Here is a 22,405-nt window from a genome sequence, read left to right as displayed (position 1 = left end):
TCCGACAGCTCTGAGCGAGACGTCCGGGCCGGCCCATGTGGGCCGGCCCGGACGTCGTTTCAGATGTCCAGGAGGCCGCGTGCGTCGACCGGAAGCCCCGTGGCGAAGGAGTGGTTCGCGGCAAGGCCCGTGACCAGCGAACGGGCTCCGTCGCCCGCGTCCGCCGCGCGGCCCAGGGAGTCGGCGTCGCCGGGGACCCGCTCGCCGAAGAGATCGGCCAGCATGCGCGCGTCCCCGCCGCCGTGCCCGCCCTCGCCCGTGGGCACCTTCACCTCCCGGGGTTCCTCCCAGAAGCGGCGGAGCAGCAGTTGGGTGCGGCCCGCCTCGTCGCCGACCGCCGCACCGTGCATGACGGCGCTCGCGCCGTCGTTCCGTACGTCGGGGCGCGTCCAGGTGGATTCCTCCACGAGGAGTTCGACGCGTCCCTCGCTGCCGTTGAAGGCGATCCGGTAGCCCTCCCAGGGCGCGTACGCGGTGAGGTGGTAGGTGAGGGTCGCGCCGCAGGAGTACCGCACGAGGACCGCCATGTCGTCCTCGATGCTCACCCCGGGCCCGAACACGTTCCGGTCGCGGTGATAGCCGTCCTCCGCCTCCGCGTCCAAGTAGAGGGCGCTGAGTACGGAGGAGTCGGCGAGGCGGATGGCGAAGGGGTCGCCCGTGGCAGCGGCGGAGCCGTGCGCGCGGGTGTAGTCACGGGCCAGGCCGCGCCGGTTGCCCGCGTCGTCGCCGTAGAAGAAGAGTCCGCCCTGTGCGTAGACGGTCTCGGGCCGCGCGCCCAGCCACCAGTTGACCAGGTCGAAGTGGTGGGTGGCCTTGTGTACCATCAGGCCCCCCGAGTTGGCCTTGTCGCGGTGCCAGCGGCGGAAGTAGTCCGCGCCGTGCCGCAGGTCGAGCAGCCACTCGAAGTGCACCGAGCCGACTTCGCCGATCGCGCCGTCCGCGAGGAGCTCCCGCACCGCTGAGTGCACGGGGTTGTAGCGGTAGTTGAAGGCGACCCGTACCTCACGGCCCGTGCGGCGCTGGGCGTCGAGGACGCGGTGGGCGCGCTCGGCGCTGGTGGTCATGGGCTTCTCGGTGACCACGTCGCAGCCCGCTTCGAGCGCCCGCACGATGTAGTGGTCGTGCAGGTGGTCGACGGTGCAGACCACGACGAGGTCGACGCGCTCACGGCGCAGCATTTCCTCGAAGTCGTCGGCGGAGTACGTGGGTATGGGCGGGCGGCCGGGGTGGGCGGTCGCGATCCAGTCGTTGTGGACGGCCATGCGGTGGGCGTTGACATCGCAGAAGCCGGCCAGCTCGATCCGGTCCGCGTAGGGACCGGCGAGCGCCTCGGTGAAGAGCTGGGCGCGGGCGCCGAGTCCCACCACGGCACAGCGGCGACGGCGCGAGGCGTCGAAAGGCATGCGGATTCCGTTCGAGGAGAGGGGGCGTGCGGGATGTCCGTGGGCGGGCGTCACGGCGGGGCGGGGGAGGCGGTGATCGCGCCGCAACGGTTGCAGGTGCGACCGTGTCGAGCAAGGGGGGCGAACGCGTCTGCTGCGTCGATGACTTGGAGGGCCTCCGCCGGTATTGGCGAAGACCCAGGTCGGCGCGGGGGTGATGGGCGGTGGGTGGGCAAACCTCACCGCCCACGTATTGAGTCGATTCAGTTTTCGGCTCCGAGGTCTTGTCCTGACATTCCCGGGGTGCCTAGGGTCTGCCCCAGTGCAAGCGCTTTCTAAGCTCGTTCGAGGAGACCGTATGTCCTCCACCCCCACCCGTCCACGTGCCGCTGTCGTCGGCACGGGCGGCATCGTGACCGGCAGCCATCTGCCCGCCCTGCGGGCCCACTGCGACCGGGTCGAGCTGACAGCCGCCGTCGATGTCGACCCGGCCAGGCTCGCCGCCTTTCGCACCGAGGCAGAGACGATGGGCATGGACGTCGAGGGCTACGCCGACTTCGACGCCATGCTCGACGCGGTCCGCCCCGACCTGGTCCTGATCGGCACCCCGCCGTCGCTGCACCGGGCGCAGACCGTGGCCGCGCTGAAGGCGGGCGCCTGGGTGCTGTGCGAGAAGCCGCTGTGCCTCTCGCTCGCCGAGTACGACGAGATCGCCGCCGCCGAGGAGGCCTCGGGAGCGTACGCCTCGGTGGTCTTCCAGCACCGCTACGGCTCCGGTGCTGTCCACGCCCGCGAGCTGATCGCGGGCGGTGAACTGGGCGCGCCCCGGGTCGCGCACTGCCAGACCACCTGGCACCGCGACAGCGACTACTACGCGGTGCCGTGGCGCGGCCGGTGGGAGAGCGAGGGCGGCGGTCCCACCATGGGTCACGGCATCCACCAGTTCGACCTGCTCCTGCATCTGCTCGGCGACTGGACCGAGGTGCGCGCCATGGCGGCCCGCCTCGTCCACGACACCGAGAGCGAGGACGTCTCGACCGCCCTGGTGCGGTTCGAGAGCGGCGCGCTGGCCACCGTCGTCAACAGCGTCCTGTCCCCGGACGAGGTCAGCCGCATCCGCGTCGACTGCGCCGACGCGACGGTCGAACTCACCCACCTCTACCGGCACACCAACGACGACTGGACCTACACCCCGGCCCCGCACGTCGACGCCGCGCGCGCCGAAGCCTGGCGCACCCACGCCACCGACGTGCCCAGCTCGCACGCCGCCCAGCTCGGCGCCCTCCTGGACGCGTACGAGCAGGGCGTACGGCCGCCGGGCAGCGGCACCGACGCCCGGCGCACCCTCGAATTCGCCGCGGCGCTCTACAAGTCGGCGTTCACCGGAGCGCCGGTGCTCGCGGGCGAGATCGCCGCCGGTGACCCCTACTACCCGGCCATGCATGGCAGCCACCCCGACTGGAGCCCCCAGCGATGACGATTCAGGTCACCCACACCCACGGCGAGCGGATCACGGTCAGGTCTCGCGACGTCGAGCTGCTCAGCTACGTCTACGCGCCGGACCCGGACGCCTTCGAGGCCCGCAAGCCCTACATCCACCCCCTGCGCACGCTGGCCGGACACCAGGTCTCCGGATACCGCCCGAACGACCACCGCTGGCACAAGGGCCTCCAGATGACCGCGAGCCATCTGTCGGGGCAGAACTTCTGGGGCGGCAACTGCTATGTCCACGGCGAGGGGTACCTGCGCCTGCCGGAGCGGGTCGGATCCATGCGCCACGACGGCTTCCCCGCCCTCGATGTCGAGGACGACCGCCTCCACCTCACCGAAGAGCTCACCTGGGTCGAGAACGGCGGCCAGGAGTGGGCCAGGGAAGAGCGCGGCATCACCGTCCACTCGGTCGACGAGGACGCCGGGTCCTGGGCCCTCGACTGGTCGATCCGCCTGACCAACATCCGCGACGAGCCGCTGCGCTTCGGCTCGCCCACCACCGCGGGCCGCGACATGGCCGGATACACGGGCCTGCAGTGGCGCGGACCGCGTGACTTCACCGGCGGTGACGCCTTCGGGCCTGACGCCGAGAAGGACGCGGCCGGTCTCATGGGCACCCAGGGCCCCTGGCTCGCCTTCACCGCCGAGCACGACGACGTCGACGCGCACTCCACGCTCGTCTTCGCGCACGCCCCCGAGAACCTCGACAAGACGAGCGCGATCCACGAATCGCACTGGTTCGTACGCTCCGAGCCCATCCCCACCGTCGCCTTCTCCTGGGCGTTCTTCGATGAGTTCGCGCTGCCGCCCGGCGCGTCCTTCACCTACCGCTACCGCGTCGTGGTCGCCGACGGCGCCTGGGACAGCGACCGCGTCGCCACCCACCTGAAGGGACTGACATGGTGAGCCTTCCGCACCCGCTGCCGGGAGCCGTCGGCCTCTCGCACCTGACCGCCTACGACTGGGAGGCCGCCGACGGCGTGTGCGGCGGCAGCCCCCATCTGCACCTGGTGTGCACGGAGGCGTATGTCGTCACCGGTGGCCGCGGCGCCGTCCAGACGCTCAGCCCCGACGGCTACCGCGAGGTCCCCCTGGAGTCGGGCTCGGTCGCCTGGTTCACGCCCGGCACCGTGCACCGGATGGTGCAGGGCGGCGAGCTGCGGATCACGGTCCTCATGCAGAACAGCGGCCTGCCCGAGGCCGGGGACGCCGTCTTCACCTTCCCGCCCGACGTGCTCGCCGACCCCGAGCGGTACGCCGCCGCGGCGAAGCTCCCCGCCAAGGAGGGGCCGGAGGCGGAAGCCGCCGCCCGCAAGCGACGTGACCTGGCCGTCGAGGGATACCTGCCGCTGCGCGAGGCGCTGCGGGCCGGGGACAACGGCCCTTACCTCGAATTCCAGCAGGCAGCAGCCCGGATCGTGAAGGACAAGGTCCCCACCTGGCGAGAGCTGTGGCGGGCCGGTGCGCTCGCCACCGCCGAGCGCACCGGCGCGCAACTCGACGCCCTTGAATCCGGCACCCCCGACTACCTAGCGGGATCGGGCTCGCACGACAGCCGGCCCTCGCGCCGGGGCGGCTACGGCATGTGCGGGCGTCGCGACGAGTACGAGCTGCCGGGCACCACGCTCCCGTACCAAGGCGAGTAACCGCTCCTTTCGGCACTGAGAACGCCCGTCAAGAAACCAGAGAGGAGAGGTGTCATCGGCATGCCCGGAAACAGGACAAAGCGGTCCTGCGCAACGGCCGCGGTGCTCACGCTCAGCGTGCTGCTCACCGGCTGCGGCGGCTCGGACGAATCGAGCGGCGGCGGCAAGACCGTTCTGCGCTACACCTGGTGGGGCAACCCCGACCGGGCGGCCCGTACCCAGGAAGCTGTCGCGCTGTTCGAGAAGGAGCACCCGGGGATCAAGGTGCAGGCCTCGTTCGCCGGCTACGAGGCGTACAAGCAGAAGCTCGCCACCCAGGCGGCGGGCGGTGACGCACCCGACGTGATGCAGCTCGACTACCGGCAGATCGACCAGTACGCGTCCGGCGGCATCCTCCTCGACCTCGGAAAGCAGAAGAAGGCCCTGGGGACCGACCAGATCGACCCCGGTCTCCTCGCCACCGGTGTCGTGGACGGCACCCAGTACGCGATCCCGCAGGGCCGCGGCACCGAGAGTGTCGTGTACGACGCCAAGCAGTGGAAGAAGGCCGGGGTGAGGCCCCCGCGCAACGGCTGGACCTGGGACGACTGGGCCGACGCCATGCGGGAGTTGGCGAAGAGGACCGGGAAGCCCGGCTCCGTCGACCCCGGACAGAGCGAGGACTGCTTCGAGGTGTGGCTGCGCGGCCAGGGCAAGGCCCTCTACACGAAGGAGCGTGAACTCGGCTTCACGGCCGACGACCTGACCCGCTGGTGGACCTTCGCCGACAAGCTGCGGCGGGAGGGCGCGGTGTCGGCCGCCGAACAGACCACACAGCTCGACGGATCGGTGGAGAACCAGCCGCTGGCCCGCGGGAAGGCCGTCTCCGACTTCAACTGGGACGCGCCATCGAGCGGGTTCACGGCGATCGTGGGCGAAGGCCTCACGCTCGCCCCGATGCCGTCGGGCGCGGACGGCACGCCCGGTCAGTACTTCAAGCCCTCGATGTTCATGGGCGCGGCGGCCACCAGCGAACACCCCCGGGAATCCGCCGAGTTCATCGACTTCATGATCAACGACGAGAAGGCGGCGAAGATCCTCGGCGCCTCCCGGGGTATTCCCGTCAACGAGCCGATCCGCGACGACATCGGCCCCGGCCTCAAGGACTTCGACAAGACCGTCGCCGACTACCAGGACTCCGTCGACGGGAAGCTCGAAGCGCCCCCGCAGGCACCGCCCTCCGGCGACAACGCCCTGCAGACCACCTTCGGGCGTGACTACGACCAGGTGTCGTTCGAGCAGATGACACCCCGCGAGGCCGCGGAGGACTTCATCACCGAGGCGAAGGCGGAGCTGAGGTCATGACCACCACTGACATACCCGCGAAGACCGCGCGTGCGAAGAGCCCCGAGCCACCCCCGCGGCAGCGCGGCAGGCTCCGGCGAGAGGGCGCTGCCTGGGTGTTCCTCTCGCCCTGGGTGCTCGGCGCCGTCGTCCTGACGCTCCTGCCGATGGCCGTCTCGCTGTATTTGTCCTTCACCGACTACGACCTGTTCAACGCCCCGCGCTGGGTGGGATTGCGCAACTACGTCCAGATGTTCACCGAGGACCCGCGCTACTGGCGCTCGGTCGGCGCGACCTTGATGTACGTCGTGATCGCGGTGCCGCTGCAACTGGCGCTCGCGCTCGCCGTCGCCCTCGCCCTGAAGTCCATGAGACGCGGCAAGTCCTTCTACCGGTCGGCCTTCTACGCCCCTTCGCTGCTCGGCGCCTCCATGTCGATCGCGCTGGTGTGGCGGGCGGTGTTCAACGACGGCGGCACCGTCGACAACCTCCTCTCGGACATCGGCATCCATACCGGCGGCTGGGTCAACAAGCCCGGCTGGGCGCTGTTCGCCGTGGCGCTCCTGACGGTCTGGCAGTTCGGTGCGCCCATGGTGATCTTCCTGGCCGGTCTGCAGCAGATCCCCACCGAGCTCTACGAAGCCGCGGCGGTGGACGGGGCGAGCCGCAAGCGGCAGTTCATCTCCATCACGCTGCCGATGCTGTCGCCGGTCCTCTTCTTCAACCTGGTGCTCCAGACCATCCAGGCCTTCCAGGTGTTCACCCCCGCCTTCGCGGTCAGCGGCGGCAAGGGCGGTCCCGCGGACTCCACCCTCTTCTACACGCTCTACCTCTACGACCGCGGCTTCGTCGCTTCCCACATGGGCTACGCGTCCGCCATGGCCTGGGTCCTGCTGATCGCCATCGGAGCCGTGACCGCGGTGCTCTTTCGCACCTCGCGCTCCTGGGTCTTCTACGCGAACGAGGGGGAGCGATGACCACCACCGCCGACACCGGGGGCACCGTGGGACGTCGGCCCTTTCCCTGGCGCCGGGTGGCCCTGCACGTCGGATGCCTGGCCGCGCTCCTGGTGATGCTGTATCCGCTGGCCTGGCTCGTCGCCACGTCCCTCAAGCCCGCCGACGAGGTGATCGCGAGCCTGAACCTGCTGCCGAGCAAGCTGGAGTGGTCGAACTACACGACCGCCCTCGACGGCGTGGACGACGTGTCCGTAGGCCGGCTGCTCTCCAACTCCCTGCTGATCGCGGGCGGCGCGGTCATCGGCAACGTACTGAGCTGCTCCCTCGCCGCGTACGCGTTCGCCCGGCTGCGCTTCCGCTTCCGCGGACCGCTCTTCGCCTTCATGATCGCGACGATCATGCTGCCGCACCACGCCGTCCTGATCCCGCAGTACATCATCTTCAACCAGCTCGGCATGGTGAACACCTACTGGCCGCTGATCCTGCCGAAGTTCCTCGCCACCGAGGCCTTCTTCGTCTTCCTCATCGTGCAGTTCATGCGCGGCCTGCCGCGCGAGCTGGAGGAAGCCGCCCGCATCGACGGCTGCGGCCCGTTCCGTAGCTTCTTCCTGGTGGTCCTGCCGCTCACCAGGCCCGCGCTGATCACCACCGCGATCTTCACCTTCATCTGGACCTGGAACGACTTCTTCACCCAGCTGATCTATCTCTTCTCGCCGGAGAAATTCACGCTGACGCTTGCGCTGCGGTCGTTCGTGGACGCGTCGAGCCAGTCGGCGTTCGGCCCGATGTTCGCCATGTCGGTGATCGCGCTCCTGCCGATCGTGCTGTTCTTCCTCGCCTTCCAGCGCTTCCTGGTCGAGGGCATGGCCAACTCCGGGGTCAAGGGATGAGCGCCCGGACCCGCGAGACGGGCGAGATGTTCGGGCCGCGGATGACTCTGTTCGCCGATGTCCTTGCTCTGGGTGTGGTCACGGCGCTCGCCTGTCTGCCGCTGATCACCGCTCCGGCGGCGCTCTCCACCGCCTGCGCCCTCGTGCGCGACACCAGGGACGACAAGCCGGTCACGGCGCGGCGGTACGTGGCGCTTCTACGTGAACGACTGCGTCCCGGTGACCTCGTCGCGGGAGCGGTCGCCCTCGCCGGGGCGCTGCTGTTCGCGGCGGATCTGGCCCTTGCCGGGGCGGGGCTACCAGGTGCCCGCGTCTTCGCCGTGACGGCCGCGGTGATCGGAGCCTGCGCCGTGATCGTGGGCCTGCGCGCCTGCGCCCGTCCCGAATCGATCGGCGACTGGCGGGCCGCGGCGCGCGCCGCGGCCGGTGACTCGGCGCGGGACGTGGGCGGCAGCGCCCTGGTCCTGCTCGCTCTCGCGGCGTCCGTGCTGTGCGCCTGGATGATGCTGCCGCTCGCGTTCCTCGTGCCGGGGCCGCTGGTCATGGCACTCACCGCCATCGACGTACGCCACGTACGCATGCCTCATGGGGAGACCGCGTGATAGCCCGCAGAACCTTCATCGTCACCTCCGCCACGGCCACGGCCACCGCCACCGCAGCCGGGTTCGGGGGCATCTCAGGCCAGCCGGCGGCAGCGGCGGAGGGTGTCGGATCCGCACAACCCCGGCGGGACGAGGACTTCGTCGACTTCCTCACTACGGCCGCCGACGCGCGTGCCACCGCCGTCCTGGACGGGTACGACGGCAACATCACCGAGCTGCGCGACCAGGGCAAGGCCCGCGCCGCCGCCCGCGGCCTGCGCACCCTCACCTCCGTCTACGTACACGCCGCGTCCCGGCATCATCACGACGGCGCGCTTCTGGGCCCGCTGAAGGAACTCGCGGACGCGCTCGCCGACGAACAGTTCGACGACGGGCTGTGGGACCAGGGCGCCGTCCACTCACCGCCCGACACCGCCTTCTCCATCGTCGACCTCAACATCGCCCACGCCCTGCTCGACAAGGACGGCGAACGGGCCACCGCGAAGCTGCGGTCCACGGTCGAGCGGATCCTGCGCAAGGCCGGTCTGGGTCTCGCGAACGGCGGTGTGCACACCGCCAACCACCGCTGGCTGGTGTGCGCCGCGCTCTCCCGCATCCACCGGCGCTGGCCGGACCCCTCCTACCCCCGGCGCATCGACGCCTGGCTCGCGGAGGGCATCGACCAGCTCTCCGGCGGCGAGTACAGCGAGCGCAGTCCCACCTACTCGGCGGTGGTGACCAACCCCGCCCTGCTGACCATCGCCCGCTTCCACGACCGGCGCGACCTGTACGCACACGTACGGGACAACCTCACGGCCTCGCTGTACGTGACCGAGCCCAACGGCGAGGTGGAGTCCGTCCACTCGCGGCGCCAGGACCAGGCGACACCGCGCCATCTGCCGGAGTTCTGGCTCCAGTACCGGGAGCTGGCGATCCGCGACGGCAACGCAACGTTCGCGGGGGTCGCCGCGCTGCTGCGGGAGCGCGGAGCCGGTCAGACCTTCGGAGAGACCCCGCTGGGCGACCGGCTCGCCGAGGTTCTCGACCGCCCCGAGCTCGCCCGTGAGCTGCCGGCGGTGAAGGCACCGCCGACCGACTTCGAGCACCACGACGACAGTTGCCGCCTGGTGCGTGTGCGCCGTGGCGAGCGAACGGCGACCATCTTCGGCGGCACGGACCTGCCGGAGACGCACGCCATCTCGTCGGGGCTCTCCACCAACCCCACGTTCTTCAAGATGCGCAAGGGCGCCGCGATCCTCGACTCGCTGCGGCTCGCCCCGCAGTTCTTCTCGCTCGGCCCCTTCCGGTCCGAAGGCCTCGATCGGCGGGGCGACGCGTGGCGGCTGCACGCGGAGGTCCGCGCCGCGTTCCACCAACCGCTGCCACGCCGCCACCGGCGCGAGGACGGGCTGTACCCCCTCACCGACGACGGGCGCTTCTGGTCGGCGATGGACTTCCCGCACCGGCCCAAGGAGCACCGGGCACTGCGTACCGAGATCCTGGTGCGTGAGACGGACGGTGGCGGCTGGGAGCTCTCCTTCGAGGTGACGGAGTCCGCGGTGCCCCTTGCCCTTGAGCTGTGTTTCCGGCGGGGCGGCGAACTGTCGGGCGATGGCCTGGAGGCGGTCGCCGGGGCCAAGGACACCTACCAGCTGGTCAGCGGCGAGGCGAGCTACACGGTCGGCGACGACTGGATCACCTTCGGCCCCGGGAACGGCAAGGGCGGCAAGCAGCCTGCCGTGGTCGAACCGGGGGAGCGCTACACCTGGATGAACGGATCCCTGACCCCGGACGGGATACGGGTACTGGTCACCGGTCGTTCGCCGCTGAGGTACCGGATGAAGCTGCACTGACGCGCTCGCCGGGCTCCGGGCGGTGGGCGAAGAAGACGAACTCCTTGCCGGGGCGGTCCGGGGCGTCGCGGATCTCGTCCACGACGTAACCGTGCGCGGTGAGCGAGGCGCTTACTTCCTCGCGCTCGCGGAAACGCAGGGTCGAGTCGGAGGTGAGAGTCTCGCCCGTCCTGGTGAAGATCATGGTGTGGCGGAAGGACACCAGCGGCAGGCTGACTTCGGTGACGTCCACCCAGGTATCGACGTCACCGACGCCCTCGACGGCGACCGTGCGCCGGGTCGCGGCACGGTTCCACTGCTCCCATGCCCGTCGGGCCGGGTCGCGGGTCTCGAAGACGAGATGGCCGCCCGGCCGCAGCGCGGCACGGATGCCGCGCAGGGTGCCGTCCCACACCTCGGGGTCCACGATGGCCTGGGCCACGTTGGCGGTCATGGTGGCCAGGTCGACGTGCAGCTCCGGGAGCGCCGTCGCGTCGCCGTGGATCCACCGCACATGCTCGCCGCCGGGCTTGGACCGCGCCACGTCGAGGGAGGCCGCAGCCGGTTCGACGCCCGTCACCCGCAGCCCGCGCTTGGCCAGGAGCAGGGCGAACGTACCCGTGCCGCACCCGACATCGAGTACCTGACGGGCTCTCAGTTCCGTTGTCACATCGGCGTACACGTCCAGGTCGCCGCGGTCCGCGTCGAGCGGATCGTAGAGCGCCGCCAGTCTCGGATTCTCGTACGCCTCGTCTGCCATGCCCGGCAGGCTAACAACGGGAGCGACGGTGGAGGCACTCCTTTTCGTGCCCTCACCGTCGCTCCCGCCGCGATCTATCGGTTGACGGTCAACTCCTTGATGCCTGCGGGCTTCTTCGCGCTCTTGGAGGTGATCTTCACCCGGACATAGCGGGCTGCCGTGTCTCCGTCCGGTGCGGCATGGCTCCAGTGCCGCCCGTCCGGCGACGTCTGCACGCTGTGCTTCGTCGGCTTCACGTCCGTCCAGTGCGGGGTGATCCTGGAGATACGGGAGACCTCGCCGAGGTCCGTGGTGAGGGTTGCGCGGGCGGCGTCGGAGACCCAGGCGGTGGCGGTGCTGCCGTCGAATGCGGCGCCCGCGTACTGGCCGGGCTGCTCCGAAGTCGCCTTCGCCGTACGGCACCTGGCGAGATTGTCGGTCGGCTCAAGGTCCGGGCGGCGGGTCTTGAGGTGGGCGGGTGCGCCCTGGCTGACGATCTGCTTGCCCTGCGGGGTCTCGATCTCGAAGGGCTCGCCGTGGGTGAGACGCACGGTGGTCCCATGCGCTCCGATGGCGATGTCGTACGTACGGCCCTGCCAGTGCTGCCCGTTCAGCTTGACGCCCTGGGACAGCTGCGGCGGCAGCATGGGGTCGAGGTGCACGCTGTTCTCGCGCAGCCGCTGCCCGGTCAGGCCGTTGGTGAACACCTGGAGGAAGCCGCCCTGGCCGGTCGTGAAGTTCTGTGCCGGGGAGCCCGAAAGCGGGTCGGTGGCCCCCGCCTTGTCGCCCCGCGCCTCGGAGAAGAGGTTGAACGGGCCGCGTACGAAGGGCCGGATGGAACGCTCCAGGTAGGTGTACGCGGAGCAGCCCGGCTCACCGATCGAGGCGGCGTCGATGGCGTGCACCGAGTCGGTCATGGCGGGGCCGTCGGGGTCGGTGCGGGCCGCGTAGTAGTCGAGGGTGTTGGTGGCGGCCCGCTTCGACATCGGCCACTCCAGCGGGTACATCAGGAGCACGGTGTCCGCCTGCTTGATGACCGAGCCCTTGTAGCCGTCGTACTGCTGGAAGACCTGCTTCTTCTTGTCGTAGGGAATGCGCAGCTTGTCGGCGACGGTGCCCCAGCTCGCCGGGGCGTCCTTGCCGAGGATCTTCGCGGCGCGGGCGGCGGTGCGCAGCGTGGTGGCGGCGCCCGCGTTGGTGAAGACGCCGTCGTCGACGCCGTTGCTGTACTCGTCGGGACCTGCGACGTCCTTGACGGAGTAGCTGCCGTCGGCGTTGCGCGTGGCGCGGTCGGCCCAGAACCCGGCGATCCCCTGGATCACCGGCCAGCCGCGGGTGCGCAGCCAGTGGGTGTCCTTGGTCGCGAGGTAGTACTGCCAGGCCGCCAGGGCCACGTCGCTCTGCAGATGGTTCTGGGTGCGGCAGTGCGGCGGGTCGACGCTGTGGCACTCGGACGTGAGGTCGCCCTTGCTCGCGCTGGTCCAGGGGTAGAAGAGACCGCGGTGGCCGAGCTTCTTCGCGTTGGCGCGGGCGGCGTCCCGGGTGCGGTAGCGGTACTCCACCACGGACTTGGCGAGGTTCGGGTGGGCGGCGAGCAGTGCCGGGTACATCCAGGTCTCCGCGTCCCAGAAGACGAGCCCGGCGTAGTTGTCGCTGCTCAGGCCGGTGGGGGAGATGCTGTCGGCCGAGCCGGTGCGGGTGCTGGAGAGGAGTCCGTACTGGGCGGACCGCACCCATGACTGGAGATCACCCTGTCCGCCCCGGTCACCCTGGTCACTCTGCCGGGGCACCTCGATGTCGCTGCGCCACAGCTTGCGCCAGGCGGCGGTGTGCCGGGCGAACAGTGCGTCCCAGCCGCGCCCGGCCGCCCGCTGCGAGGCCGCTACGGCGTCGTGTTCGGGGGAGCGTGAGGTCAGCGCGGTGTCGACGCCGATGTACTTGGTGAGTTCGTAGGTCCGGCCGGACCGGACGGGGAGGCCGAGGGACTGATGGGCGCTCAACTTATGTGCGTCAGCCGAGGTTTGTTCATTTCCTGTACGTACGCCCTGCCCGGCACGGAGTGTCGACGCGACCGCCCCTTCGGTCTTCGTGCCGTCCGTGCGGAATCCCACGGCCATGGTCCGCCCGCCGGTGCGGGCGCCGCCGCCGGTGGGCGTCATGCGCCGCGCGCCCCGTCCGTCGATACGGTCGGTGACCTTCGCGTCGCCGTTCCAGTGCGGGGTCATGCGCAGGCGTACGGCGCCGACGTGGGGGTCGGCACGGTCCGCGAGGACGTCGTAGACGAGATCGGTGGCCCGGCCGTCAGCGGCCGTCCAGGTGAGTTCGGTCCGCACCAGACCGCGGCGCAGGTCCAGGCTCTGCCGATAGTGCGAGATCCGGGCGGCCGACGTTCTGGAGGTGAACGTCTCGGATCCGGGCCCGCCGGTGGACACCGTGAGCGGGGTCCAGGTCGGCAGGGCGGCGGCGACCTGGCGGTTCTCGGTGGTGCCCTTGGTGTGCGCGTAGAGCCCGGAGACGAAGGAACCGTCGTAGCGGGGCGTGAACAGCGGCCAGCCGGTCTTGGCGCCGTCGGGGGCCGGGTATCCGGCTCCGTTGGGGGCGACGCGCTGGCCGAGATAGCCGTTGCCGACGAAGGCGTGGTATGTGTCCTTCGCGTCGATGCGGGTCGACGTCATCGTCCAGCCGTCACCGGGGGAAGGCGCCGGCGTCGCCGGCTCTTCGGTGCTCGGGGTCGCGTTGTCGGCCGCCGCGGTGGGGGGAACGGCCGCCGCAAGCACACCCACGAGCAAGGGTGCGATGAACCGGACCGTGCGGGGGAGGGACCTCATTGTGCTCCGTTGCGTGGTCGCCGGGAAGGTCAGGCGACCATAAAGATGTGAACGGTCCGCGTCAACGAATCGCGCGGTGCGTTGAAGAATCAAACGAACCCGCGAGTAGGTCCTGCTGAGCCTTACTCCTTGTCCTACTCCTTGTCCTGCACCTTGTCCTGCTCCTTGGTGCCCTGGGCCCACAGTGAGCGCACATGCCCGAGATGGCGTGCCATGCACTGCTCCGCGCCTTCCGCGTCGCCCGCCACCATCAGGTCGAGGAGCTCGATGTGCTCCTGCGCGGACGGGATCAGCCGGCCGCGCTCGTCGAGTGCCGTCAGCCCGTACAGGCGGGAGCGCTTGCGCAGGTCGCCGACGGTTTCGACGAGACGGTCGTTGCCGCCGAGCGCGAGCAGGGAGAGGTGGAACTGCCGGTCGGCATCGAGGTAGCCGATGAGGTCGTGGTCGCGGGCCGCGCGCACGATCTCATCGGCCACGGAGCGCAGCTGCTCAAGATCCGTGCGCGCCGCGGACCGGGTGATGCGGCCGATCATGGGGACTTCGATGAGGGTGCGGATCTCGGTGTACTGGTCGAGATCGCGTTCGTCGACCTCGGTGACACGGAAGCCCTTGTTGCGGACCGGCTCCACCAGGCCTTCGCGGGCCAGGTCGAGCATCGCCTCGCGCACGGGCGTCGCGGAGATCCCGAAGTCCTCCGCGAGCACGGGCGCCGAGTAGACCTCGCCGGGCCTGAGTTCGCCGGATATCAGCGCGGCCCGCAGATGGTGGGCGACCTGATCACGCAGCCGCTCCCGGGGAATGACGAGGGTGCGCTGCGTGAGGTGGCCCATGGCGGTGATCCCTTCGTGGCCCGCGCGCCGTGGCCCGCGTGCCCGTGCCCGAGTGGTTCACCAGCGTACAATGTCACGTTGTTCTCGCTCAGAATCTGATGTGCCGTCAGGATACCTGGTCAGGGCCAACGCTCCTGTGATGTAGGGGAGTTGTACGCAGCCGCCGTGCCTGAGGGGTTGTCAGTACCATTTCACATTACTACGTTACGCATCACATGGCGCGACCTCTGCTTCTCACATGCCGCTGCACATAGGCAAGTTGGGGCCAGCAGGTCTCCTCGCGCCTTGCGTACGCACTGCTCGGCCCACCTCCCACACATCAGGAGCCTGTCGTGCACCAGCCCCGTACCCTGCGCAGATCCGTGCTCGCCGCGGCGATATCCGTGACCCTGTGCGCCACAGCCGCACCGGCCGCTCGCGCGGACGGCGCCGCTCCGGCCCGGCGCCCGGCCACCGCCTCACCCGCCGCGCCAGGGCCTGAGGCGCCGAGCCCGTTCGACCGGGTCGACCGTCGCGCCAAGGCGCCGAAGTCCGCGGCCCCGAAGCTCCCCGCCCCCGGCGGACTGGCAGAGGGCCGCGTCCCCGGCCCCCGTACGGACAAGCCGAAGGGAAAGGCGAGGGCCACGGCTGCTGACGCGCCCCGCGCCACCGTCGGCAAGGAGTCGGTGCCGTGCACCCTCGACGGCGTCAAGGGTCTGTCGCCCGCGGAGTTCACGGCGTTCCTCGCCGATCCGGCCGTCACCGCCGACGGCTGTCTGCGCGGTCTCATCTGGAGCTGGGACCAGCGCCTCGCCCCGGTGATGTCGCGGGCGCACATCCAGGCCGTCTCCCAGCGCATCACCCAGCTCGCCGCATCCCACGACGGCACCGACGGCAACCACCTCCTTGAGATGTTCACGTACCTGCATGCCGTCTCCTACCAGGGCTTCTCGCACGACGAGGTCGACATCAGCGACCCGGCGACCCTGGCCGCCATGCGACAGGCCGTGGATGCCTTCGGCAGGGGCGCCCACGCCTTCGACGCCACCCGCTCCAACGCCGAGACGCTCCGCGAGGCGCTGACCGCGGCCAGTGCGGCGGGGCTGCGCCAGCATCAACTCCCGCTCGTCAAGCGGGTCCTGGCGACCATGGGCGCCGCCCACCCCGAGACCGCCCAGGACGCCAGTTGGGCAGGGGCCGCCCTCGCCGCGCTCTCCCTGAACTACCTCGGGGTCTACCCCGGCAACCAGGACACCGCCTTCCGCGCCGCCGTGGCCGCCGACGCCCCCTACCGCGCCGCATTCAAGGCGTTCGGCGGATACGCCCACCTCAAGGGCAGGCCCAATGCCTGGGTGGTGCGCGACGCGGTGAGCGAGTACGGCCGGATGGGCCAGATCGACGCCCTGCGCACCGAGATCGTCACCGGGCTGGGCCCGCTCCTGGACATCACCGCCCGCACCTTCGGCGACGGCAGCGCTCCGTGGGCGAAGGCCGTCACCTGGCTGATCGAGTTCGACGCCTGCAAGCCGTACAAGGTGTGCAGGGACGACATCGAGCGCCGCCTCTTCCCCCAGACGTACACGTACGACGAGGACGGCATGAAGGTCCGCACCGCCCTCGGCCGTGACACCGTCGATCAGCTCTACTACGCGAGCAAGCAGGTCAAGGCGCAGTTCCACCGCGTCGTCGGCACCCAGGAACCGCTCGGCGGCGACCCCAACGCCACCCTGAACACCGTCCTGTACGCCTCGCGCGCCGACTACGAGAACTTCCATCCGCTGCTCACCGGCATGGGCACCGACAACGGCGGCGTCTACATCGAGCAGGGCGCGACCTTCTACACCTACCAGCGGCGCGTTCCCCAGGACTCCACGCTGACGCTGGAGGAGCTGTTCCGCCACGAGTACACGCACTACCTCAACGGCCGCTGGGCGGTACCCGGCTTCTTCGGTGAAGGACGCTGGTACGAGGGCGACCGGACGACCGCGATGGACGAGGGCACGGCCGAGTTCTTCGACGGTGCCACGCGCGACGACGGCATCAAGGTCCGCAAGTCCCTGATCCAGGGCATCATCGATGACACGGCGGGCGGCGGGCCGCGCATGAGCGTGAACCAACTGCTGCACGCCACCTACGACGGTGACGGCTTCCGCTTCTACGACTACGCGGGCACGTTCTTCGAGTTCCTGTGGACCGAACGCCCCGCGCTGGTCAAGGAGATGTACCGCCATCTGCGTTCCGACGACCCGGGCGCGTTTGACGCGTGGCGCGACCGCCTCGGCAGGGACGCCGGGCTGCAGAGCGCCTACGACGCCTTCCTCGACAAGCAGATCGCGCATGTCGAGGACCTGTTCGTCCCCGACACCGAGTACGTCCCTCTGGACCGGCTGCGCGACAGCACCGCCGACCAGGTCCGCTCCTCGTTCACCGCGATGACCGGCATCGCGCCCGACTGCCGCGCCACCAGCGCCCCCGCACGCCCACGGTTCGTGTGCACCGGTCGGATCACCGCGAACCTCAGCGACGCGGCAGACCCCGATCTGGTGTTCAAGGACATGTCCGAGACCGTCGATGCCTACATCCTCGACCGCTCGTCGGGCGGCGCCAACAACCTCACCGACATGAACTGCGCCTTCGGCGAGGTGGACATCTGGACCGGCGGACGCGCCGGAACCTCGGATTACACATGCGAGGGCCCGCTGCGCGGATGACGGGGACGAGAGGGACGACGTCCGTACGACACCGGTGATTTCACCGATGTCGACACCCCGTCGACACCGCCACGGTGGGGACCGCCAACGAACACGGCGGTCTCCACCGGGGCGTATCTCCTTCCTCCTGTGTGGCCCCGCCACGACAGAGAGGACCCCTCCGTGCGCCTGCACGTCTTCTCCCGCCCTGTGGTGCGGGCAGCTCTGGCCGCCGCGGTCGCCACCGCCGGCCTCCTGGGCACCGGTCTCGCACCGGGCGCCCAGGCCGCCGCCGACAACCCGTACGAGCGTGGCCCCGCGCCGAGCGTCTCCAGCATCGAGGCCTCGCGCGGCTCCTACGCCGTCTCGCAGACCAGCGTCTCCTCGCTGAGCGTGTCCGGCTTCGGCGGCGGCACCGTCTACTACCCCACGTCCACCGCCGACGGCACCTTCGGCGCGGTCGTCATCTCCCCGGGATTCACCGCGTACCAGTCGAGCATCGCCTGGCTCGGTCCGCGGCTCGCGTCGCAGGGCTTCGTGGTCTTCACCATCGACACCCTCACCACGCTCGACCAGCCCGACAGCCGGGGACGGCAACTCCTTTCCGCGCTCGACTACCTGACGAAGACGAGCTCGGTACGGAGCCGCGTCGACGTCTCCAGACTCGGTGTGATGGGGCACTCGATGGGCGGCGGAGGCACCCTGGAGGCCGCCAAGAGCCGTACGTCCCTGAAGGCGGCGATCCCGCTGACCGGCTGGAACCTCGACACGACCTGGCCCGAGCTGAAGACGCCGACTCTCGTCGTCGGCGCGGACGGTGACACCGTCGCCCCCGTCGCCACCCACTCCGAGCCGTTCTACCAGTCGTTGCCGAGCTCCCTGGACAAGGCGTACCTGGAGCTCAACGGGGCCACCCACTTCACGCCGAACTCGTCCAACACGACGATCGCGAAGTACAGCATTTCCTGGCTGAAGCGGTTCATCGACAACGACACCCGCTACGAGCAGTTCCTCTGCCCGCTGCCGAAGCCGAGCCTCACGATCGAGGAGTACCGCGGCAACTGCCCGCACACTAGCTGATCCTGACGTTCCGTCACTGAGGGGCCTTCGTCCATCCCCGACTGTGCCCGCGCACACCGGGAGACGGCGGCCGTTGGTGGCGTGCCCAGCCCTGCGGACGCGGGACTTCCGGACTGTGTTACGCGGAAGTAACGTGCGGGCGTGACCCTTTCGACGACCGTACCCCGCGCGCTCAGGCCCCCCGAGCTCCACGGCCGCAGCGAGGAGATCGCCGCCGTGGAATCCCTGGTGGGAGGCTTGCGCGCCGGTCGCGGCGGAGTGCTCGTCCTCACCGGGCAGCCCGGCCTCGGCCGCACCGCACTCGTGGAGTACGCGCGGGCGATCTGTGACCCGGTCCCATCGGTGCGGACAGTCGTCCCGGCAGCGCTGCCGCACGAGGGTCCGCTGCTTGTCCGCATCGACGACGTGCACACCTGGCACCCCGCCGCCCGGGCCGCGCTCCTGGCGGAGCTCCGTCGGCTGCCCGCCGAAAGACCCGTTGCCGTACTGCTCACCCTCGCCGAACACCGTTCAGGAGCAGAGGAGTTGAACGGTCTGACCGCCCTGCGTCTGAGTCCGCTCGGCGATGACGCGGCCGTCGCCCTGCTCGACGGTCTCACCCAACACCGCGCCGACCCCGTAGTCGGAGCCTGGCTGATACGCGAGGCCGCGGGGAACCCGCGCCTGCTCACCGCGCTCGTCGAGGCCCTGACCCCCGACCAGCTGGCCGGACGCACCCCGCTGCCCGACCCACTGCCCGGCGGAGAAGACCTCCTCGACGACTACGCCGCCCACATCGACGAGCTGCCCGGCGACGCCCGCTCCTTGCTGTTGCTCGCGGCGGCGGCCGGGGAGCACGAGCCCGACGGCGCGGGCGCGGACCTCGCCCTGCTGCTGCGGGCAGGCGGCGACCCCTCGGGACTCGCGCCCGCCGAAGCCGCCGGTGCGGTCGTCGGAGCGGGCGGCCGCATCCACTTCACTCACCCGCTCCTGCGCCGCGCGGTACTGCGCCGCACCCCGATCGCCCGCCGCAGAGCCACCCACGCCCGCCTCGCCGCGGTCTGCCGGGACCATCTCTCCCGCCTGATCCAACTCGCCTGCGCGGCAGGGGACCACGACGCGCGGCTCGCCGGAGCCCTCGCCGATGCGGCGACCGCACCCCGCCCGCACGCTGAGCGCTCCACCGCGCTGGCCCGTGCCGCGGAGCTCACCGCCGACACGGCACTGCGCACCGACCGCCTTGCCGACGCGGCCGAAGCAGCACGCCTCGCCGGGGACCCCGTACGGGCCCGCGCCCTCCTGGCCCGCACCGCTGCCGTCCCCGCCCACGGTGGCGTCCACCGGGTGCGCGGACTGCTCGCGCTCTCCGACGGCCCGGCTGCCGATGCCAGGGAGGCCCTGCTCACCGCCGCCGTCCTGCTGCCGCCGGAACCGGCGCGCCACGCGTTGATCGGCGCCGCGGAGGCGGCCTGGGCGATGGGCGACGTCGCGGCCTACCAGGAGGCGATGGCGCGATTACCCGTATGCGCCGACGACCCGTCCCTCGAGTCCTACCGCGCCGGGATGTGCGCCGTCCTCGCGGGCCGCACCGCCGAGGGGCACGCCCTGTTGCGCCGCTGCGTGGACGACGTACCCACGACGGGGGAACCGGCCGCGCTGCTGCGGGCCGGATCCGCGGCTCTGGTCGTCGGCGAGGTCGAGAGCGCCTGCCGGGCGGGCGCCCGAGCACTCGCGGCCGTACGCGCCTATGGCCCCGAGGTCCTGCTGCCACGCGCCCTGGAACATCTGGCCTACGGGGAACTGCGCGCGGGCCGCCACACCAGAGCCAGGGCGCACGCCCTGGAAGGACTCAGGGCCGCGCACCGCATCGGGCAGCCCAATGTCGCGGTGTCCCTGCACGCCGTACTCGCCCTCGCCGCATCCGTCGAGGGCGACGCGGAGGCTTGCTCGGCGCACGCGGCGGCCGTGGCGGCGGGGGCGGGGCCGCACGGGCTCACCCAGGCCGCCACGCTCGCCGTCTGGGCCGTCGCCCGAGCGGACCTCGCCGCCGGACGTCCGGCGGACGCGGCCGCCCGGCTCGCTCCACTGGTCGCCCCGGGCCCACGGCGCGGGCACTTCGCCGTCCGGATGCTGGCCGTCCCCTGCTTCGTGGAGGCGGCCGTCCGGGCCGGGCGCACGGCGGAAGCCCAGAGCGCCACGGTGGAGTTCACCCGCTGGGCCGGATCCACCGCGGACCGGCTCGCCCCGGCACAGCTGGCCCGCTGCCGCGCCCTCCTCGCCCCGCCGCAGCAGACGGCCGCCGCGTACGAGAACGCACTCGCGCACCACGACCGCTCGCCCGGCGAGTTCGAACGCGCCCGTACGCAGCTGCTCTACGGCCAGTGGCTGCGCCGCAGGCGCCGCACCCGCGAGGCGCGCGGTCCGCTGCGGGACGCCTTGGTGGGCTTCGACCGGTGCGGAGCGCGCGCCTGGGCGGACCGCAGCCGCGGTGAACTCCGCGCCGCCGGCGAAGCGGTGGCGGGCGAGCCGGGCCCCGGGCCGCTCGCGGCACTGACCCCGCAACAGCAGCGTATCGCCCGTCATGTGGCGGAGGGAGCCACCAACCGCGAGGTGGCGGTGCGCCTTTCGGTGAGCCACCGCACCGTCGACCACCACCTGCGCAATGTGTTCGCCGCGCTGGGCATACGCTCCCGCGTCGAGCTGTCGCGCCTGCTCGCCGGTGACGGCGGGTTGCCGGACCGTGATGTGGAGATTGCCGCACACCTCTAGGTACCGACTGGGCGGTATGCCATTCTTCGGGCGTCAGGAAGATCCTGCTGTGCGCACATTCCCCGGGGAGGCCCCATGCCACACGTTCTGCGGTCACGGGCCGGGCCCCTGCACGAAGTGCCCGCCATCACCCCGCTCGCACCGGGCTCGCGCTCCCTCCTCGACGCCGAAGCCGTCGCCGTGCTGCACCGGGCGACCCGCGCCCTGCTGAGAGACCTGGCCTCGATGACCGACCGGCTCGTCGCGACACTGCGCGAACAGGAGCCGGCCTACCGGCCGGACATCGAGGCCCGCCCCACCGAGGTGTGGCAGGAGGTGCACCGCTCGCTGCGGTGCAGCGTCACCTCGCTCCTCCAGCCGGGGGAGACCAGGGAGGACGCCCACCGCACGTCCATCCAGATCGCCGGGGCACGGGCCGAACGGGGCCTGCCCCTCGACGCGTTGCTGCACGCCTTCCGGCTCGGCGGGGCGATGGTGTGGCAGGGCCTGGTGGAGGAGGTCTCGCGCGGCAATCCCGACGACATGGGGCTGCTCATCCATGTGGCCACGGACGTATGGAACTTCGTCGACGAACACTGCGGAGTGGTCGCCGACGCCTACCGCCGCACCGAGCGCCGCATGGCCTGGCAGCACGAGAACCGGCTGCGGCTGCTGACCGCGAGTCTCCTCGACGGAAGCGCGCGCCTCACCGACCTGCCCACCGCCGCCGACGTCCTCGCTCTGCCCGAGGCCGGGTGGTACGCCGTGATCGCCCTGGCGGGGGAGGACAGCCACTGCGACCACCTGACTCCGCCGACGGGAACGCGGATGCTGCGCCACTCCGCTCCCGGGGTCCAGTACGCCCTGGTGCTGCTCGGCGCCGCCGATGGCGGCCCGGCGGCCGAACTGTCCGCGCTCGGCGCCGCCCTCACCCTGCCCGCCGGTGCCCGCGTCGGCATCGGCTCACCCGTGCAGGGCCTTGCCGCCGTCCCGCACGCCCGCCGGCTCGCCGACACGGCGCTGCGTGCCTGCCCCCGCAGCGGCGGCACCGTCCTTTTGGACGAACGTCTGCCCGACGCCCTCGTCGTCTCGTCGCCCGAACTCGCGGAGGCGCTCGCCGAGCGGGTCCTCGGTCCGCTGCGCTCCCTCGACCCCGCCGACCGCGACCTTCTCCTGGATACGCTCGCCGTCTGGCTGGAGACCGACGGCTCCGCGCAGCGCGCGGGCGCCCGCCTCTACTGCCACCGCAACACCGTCCTCAACCGGCTGCGGCGCGTGGAGCAGTTGACCGGCCGCAGCCTCACCCGCGTCGGCGACGTCGTGGAGATCTCGCTGGCCCTCGGCGCCCGCAGGCTGCTCGGAGAGTGATCGGTGACGTACGGCGGAGGCGGGGGCAGACGTACGACGGAGGCGGGGGCGGTGGGATGC

At 71.0% G+C, this 22,405-nt stretch carries 16 protein-coding genes; 12 read left to right on the top strand and 4 right to left on the bottom strand.

The genetic code is table 11. The features are described 5' to 3' along the window. Window positions 1–59 precede the first annotated feature (59 nt). Entirely contained in the window at window positions 60–1,403 is a 1,344-nt protein-coding gene (locus ACFVXC_RS28735; RefSeq protein ID WP_389910693.1) for a Gfo/Idh/MocA family protein, read from the bottom strand. A 337-nt stretch (window positions 1,404–1,740) separates the two neighbouring features. Here ACFVXC_RS28735 and ACFVXC_RS28730 point away from each other — a divergent pair, with 337 nt between their 5' ends. Genes ACFVXC_RS28730 through ACFVXC_RS28695 form a run of 8 tightly spaced genes read left to right on the top strand, consistent with a single transcriptional unit; the run spans window position 1,741 to window position 10,125 of the window. Next, complete coding sequence (locus ACFVXC_RS28730; RefSeq protein WP_389910690.1) at window positions 1,741–2,859, top strand: Gfo/Idh/MocA family protein; 1,119 nt, start codon at window positions 1,741–1,743, stop codon at window positions 2,857–2,859. Next, window positions 2,856–3,779, top strand: coding sequence for a PmoA family protein (locus ACFVXC_RS28725; protein WP_389910687.1), 924 nt, complete (start codon window positions 2,856–2,858; stop codon window positions 3,777–3,779). The genes ACFVXC_RS28730 and ACFVXC_RS28725 overlap by 4 nt, the downstream gene beginning before the upstream one ends. Then, the gene (locus ACFVXC_RS28720) at window positions 3,773–4,519 is read left to right on the top strand and encodes a cupin (protein WP_389910684.1); all 747 of its coding nucleotides are present in this window, start codon (window positions 3,773–3,775) and stop codon (window positions 4,517–4,519) included. Before ACFVXC_RS28725 ends, ACFVXC_RS28720 begins: the two co-directional genes overlap by 7 nt. Before the next feature lie 60 nt (window positions 4,520–4,579). Beyond that, window positions 4,580–5,863 (top strand): ABC transporter substrate-binding protein, encoded by a 1,284-nt coding sequence (locus ACFVXC_RS28715; protein ID WP_389910681.1) that lies wholly within the window; start codon window positions 4,580–4,582, stop codon window positions 5,861–5,863. Then, window positions 5,860–6,819, top strand: a complete 960-nt coding sequence (locus ACFVXC_RS28710) for a carbohydrate ABC transporter permease (RefSeq protein ID WP_389910678.1) — start codon at window positions 5,860–5,862, stop codon at window positions 6,817–6,819. Before ACFVXC_RS28715 ends, ACFVXC_RS28710 begins: the two co-directional genes overlap by 4 nt. Beyond that, window positions 6,816–7,691 carry a carbohydrate ABC transporter permease gene (locus ACFVXC_RS28705; RefSeq protein ID WP_389910675.1) on the top strand — a complete coding sequence of 292 codons (876 nt, stop codon included), beginning with the start codon at window positions 6,816–6,818 and terminating at the stop codon, window positions 7,689–7,691. The genes ACFVXC_RS28710 and ACFVXC_RS28705 overlap by 4 nt, the downstream gene beginning before the upstream one ends. Continuing rightward, window positions 7,688–8,293 (top strand): hypothetical protein, encoded by a 606-nt coding sequence (locus ACFVXC_RS28700; protein WP_389910673.1) that lies wholly within the window; start codon window positions 7,688–7,690, stop codon window positions 8,291–8,293. Before ACFVXC_RS28705 ends, ACFVXC_RS28700 begins: the two co-directional genes overlap by 4 nt. Then, entirely contained in the window at window positions 8,290–10,125 is a 1,836-nt protein-coding gene (locus ACFVXC_RS28695) for a hypothetical protein (protein WP_389910670.1), read from the top strand. The genes ACFVXC_RS28700 and ACFVXC_RS28695 overlap by 4 nt, the downstream gene beginning before the upstream one ends. Here ACFVXC_RS28695 and ACFVXC_RS28690 read toward each other — a convergent pair. The 3 genes from ACFVXC_RS28690 to ACFVXC_RS28680 all read right to left on the bottom strand — a co-directional run bounded on the left by ACFVXC_RS28690 (window position 10,082) and on the right by ACFVXC_RS28680 (window position 14,501). Next, complete coding sequence (locus ACFVXC_RS28690; RefSeq protein ID WP_389910667.1) at window positions 10,082–10,864, bottom strand: class I SAM-dependent methyltransferase; 783 nt, start codon at window positions 10,862–10,864, stop codon at window positions 10,082–10,084. The two genes, ACFVXC_RS28695 and ACFVXC_RS28690, sit on opposite strands and share 44 nt — an antisense overlap. Before the next feature lie 74 nt (window positions 10,865–10,938). Next, entirely contained in the window at window positions 10,939–13,671 is a 2,733-nt protein-coding gene (locus tag ACFVXC_RS28685; protein ID WP_389910664.1) for a discoidin domain-containing protein, read from the bottom strand. A 134-nt stretch (window positions 13,672–13,805) separates the two neighbouring features. Next, window positions 13,806–14,501, bottom strand: a complete 696-nt coding sequence (locus ACFVXC_RS28680) for a GntR family transcriptional regulator (protein ID WP_389910662.1) — start codon at window positions 14,499–14,501, stop codon at window positions 13,806–13,808. Between the two features lie 332 nt (window positions 14,502–14,833). On the opposite strand from ACFVXC_RS28680, the gene ACFVXC_RS28675 reads away from it, so the two are divergent. From ACFVXC_RS28675 to ACFVXC_RS28660, 4 genes are all read left to right on the top strand, one after another. Beyond that, on the top strand, window positions 14,834–17,191 hold the full coding sequence (locus ACFVXC_RS28675; RefSeq protein ID WP_389910659.1) for a collagenase: 2,358 nt from the start codon (window positions 14,834–14,836) through the stop codon (window positions 17,189–17,191). 162 nt (window positions 17,192–17,353) lie between these two features. Beyond that, the gene (locus ACFVXC_RS28670) at window positions 17,354–18,250 is read left to right on the top strand and encodes an alpha/beta hydrolase family protein (protein ID WP_389910656.1); all 897 of its coding nucleotides are present in this window, start codon (window positions 17,354–17,356) and stop codon (window positions 18,248–18,250) included. Window positions 18,251–18,391: 141 nt separating this feature from the next. Beyond that, window positions 18,392–20,998 carry a LuxR C-terminal-related transcriptional regulator gene (locus ACFVXC_RS28665; protein ID WP_389910653.1) on the top strand — a complete coding sequence of 869 codons (2,607 nt, stop codon included), beginning with the start codon at window positions 18,392–18,394 and terminating at the stop codon, window positions 20,996–20,998. 75 nt (window positions 20,999–21,073) lie between these two features. Then, complete coding sequence (locus ACFVXC_RS28660; protein WP_389910650.1) at window positions 21,074–22,345, top strand: PucR family transcriptional regulator; 1,272 nt, start codon at window positions 21,074–21,076, stop codon at window positions 22,343–22,345. Window positions 22,346–22,405 lie beyond the last annotated feature (60 nt).

The organism is Streptomyces sp. NPDC058257 (genome assembly GCF_042881845.1).
In the GTDB taxonomy this organism is placed as follows: Bacteria; Actinomycetota; Actinomycetes; order Streptomycetales; family Streptomycetaceae; genus Streptomyces.
Note: the sequence above shows the minus strand (reverse complement) of the source record. Positions and strands in the feature narration are given on the sequence as shown.

Excerpts from the sequence above, each read along its gene's own strand:
- ACFVXC_RS28735 (WP_389910693.1), bottom strand. The coding sequence starts at position 1,403 with ATGCCTTTCGACGCCTCGCGCCGTCGCCGCTGTGCCGTGGTGGGACTC.
- ACFVXC_RS28730 (WP_389910690.1), top strand. The coding sequence starts at position 1,741 with ATGTCCTCCACCCCCACCCGTCCACGTGCCGCTGTCGTCGGCACGGGC.
- ACFVXC_RS28725 (WP_389910687.1), top strand. The coding sequence starts at position 2,856 with ATGACGATTCAGGTCACCCACACCCACGGCGAGCGGATCACGGTCAGG.
- ACFVXC_RS28720 (WP_389910684.1), top strand. The coding sequence starts at position 3,773 with ATGGTGAGCCTTCCGCACCCGCTGCCGGGAGCCGTCGGCCTCTCGCAC.
- ACFVXC_RS28715 (WP_389910681.1), top strand. The coding sequence starts at position 4,580 with ATGCCCGGAAACAGGACAAAGCGGTCCTGCGCAACGGCCGCGGTGCTC.
- ACFVXC_RS28710 (WP_389910678.1), top strand. The coding sequence starts at position 5,860 with ATGACCACCACTGACATACCCGCGAAGACCGCGCGTGCGAAGAGCCCC.
- ACFVXC_RS28705 (WP_389910675.1), top strand. The coding sequence starts at position 6,816 with ATGACCACCACCGCCGACACCGGGGGCACCGTGGGACGTCGGCCCTTT.
- ACFVXC_RS28700 (WP_389910673.1), top strand. The coding sequence starts at position 7,688 with ATGAGCGCCCGGACCCGCGAGACGGGCGAGATGTTCGGGCCGCGGATG.
- ACFVXC_RS28690 (WP_389910667.1), bottom strand. The coding sequence starts at position 10,864 with ATGGCAGACGAGGCGTACGAGAATCCGAGACTGGCGGCGCTCTACGAT.
- ACFVXC_RS28685 (WP_389910664.1), bottom strand. The coding sequence starts at position 13,671 with ATGAGGTCCCTCCCCCGCACGGTCCGGTTCATCGCACCCTTGCTCGTG.
- ACFVXC_RS28680 (WP_389910662.1), bottom strand. The coding sequence starts at position 14,501 with ATGGGCCACCTCACGCAGCGCACCCTCGTCATTCCCCGGGAGCGGCTG.
- ACFVXC_RS28660 (WP_389910650.1), top strand. The coding sequence starts at position 21,074 with ATGCCACACGTTCTGCGGTCACGGGCCGGGCCCCTGCACGAAGTGCCC.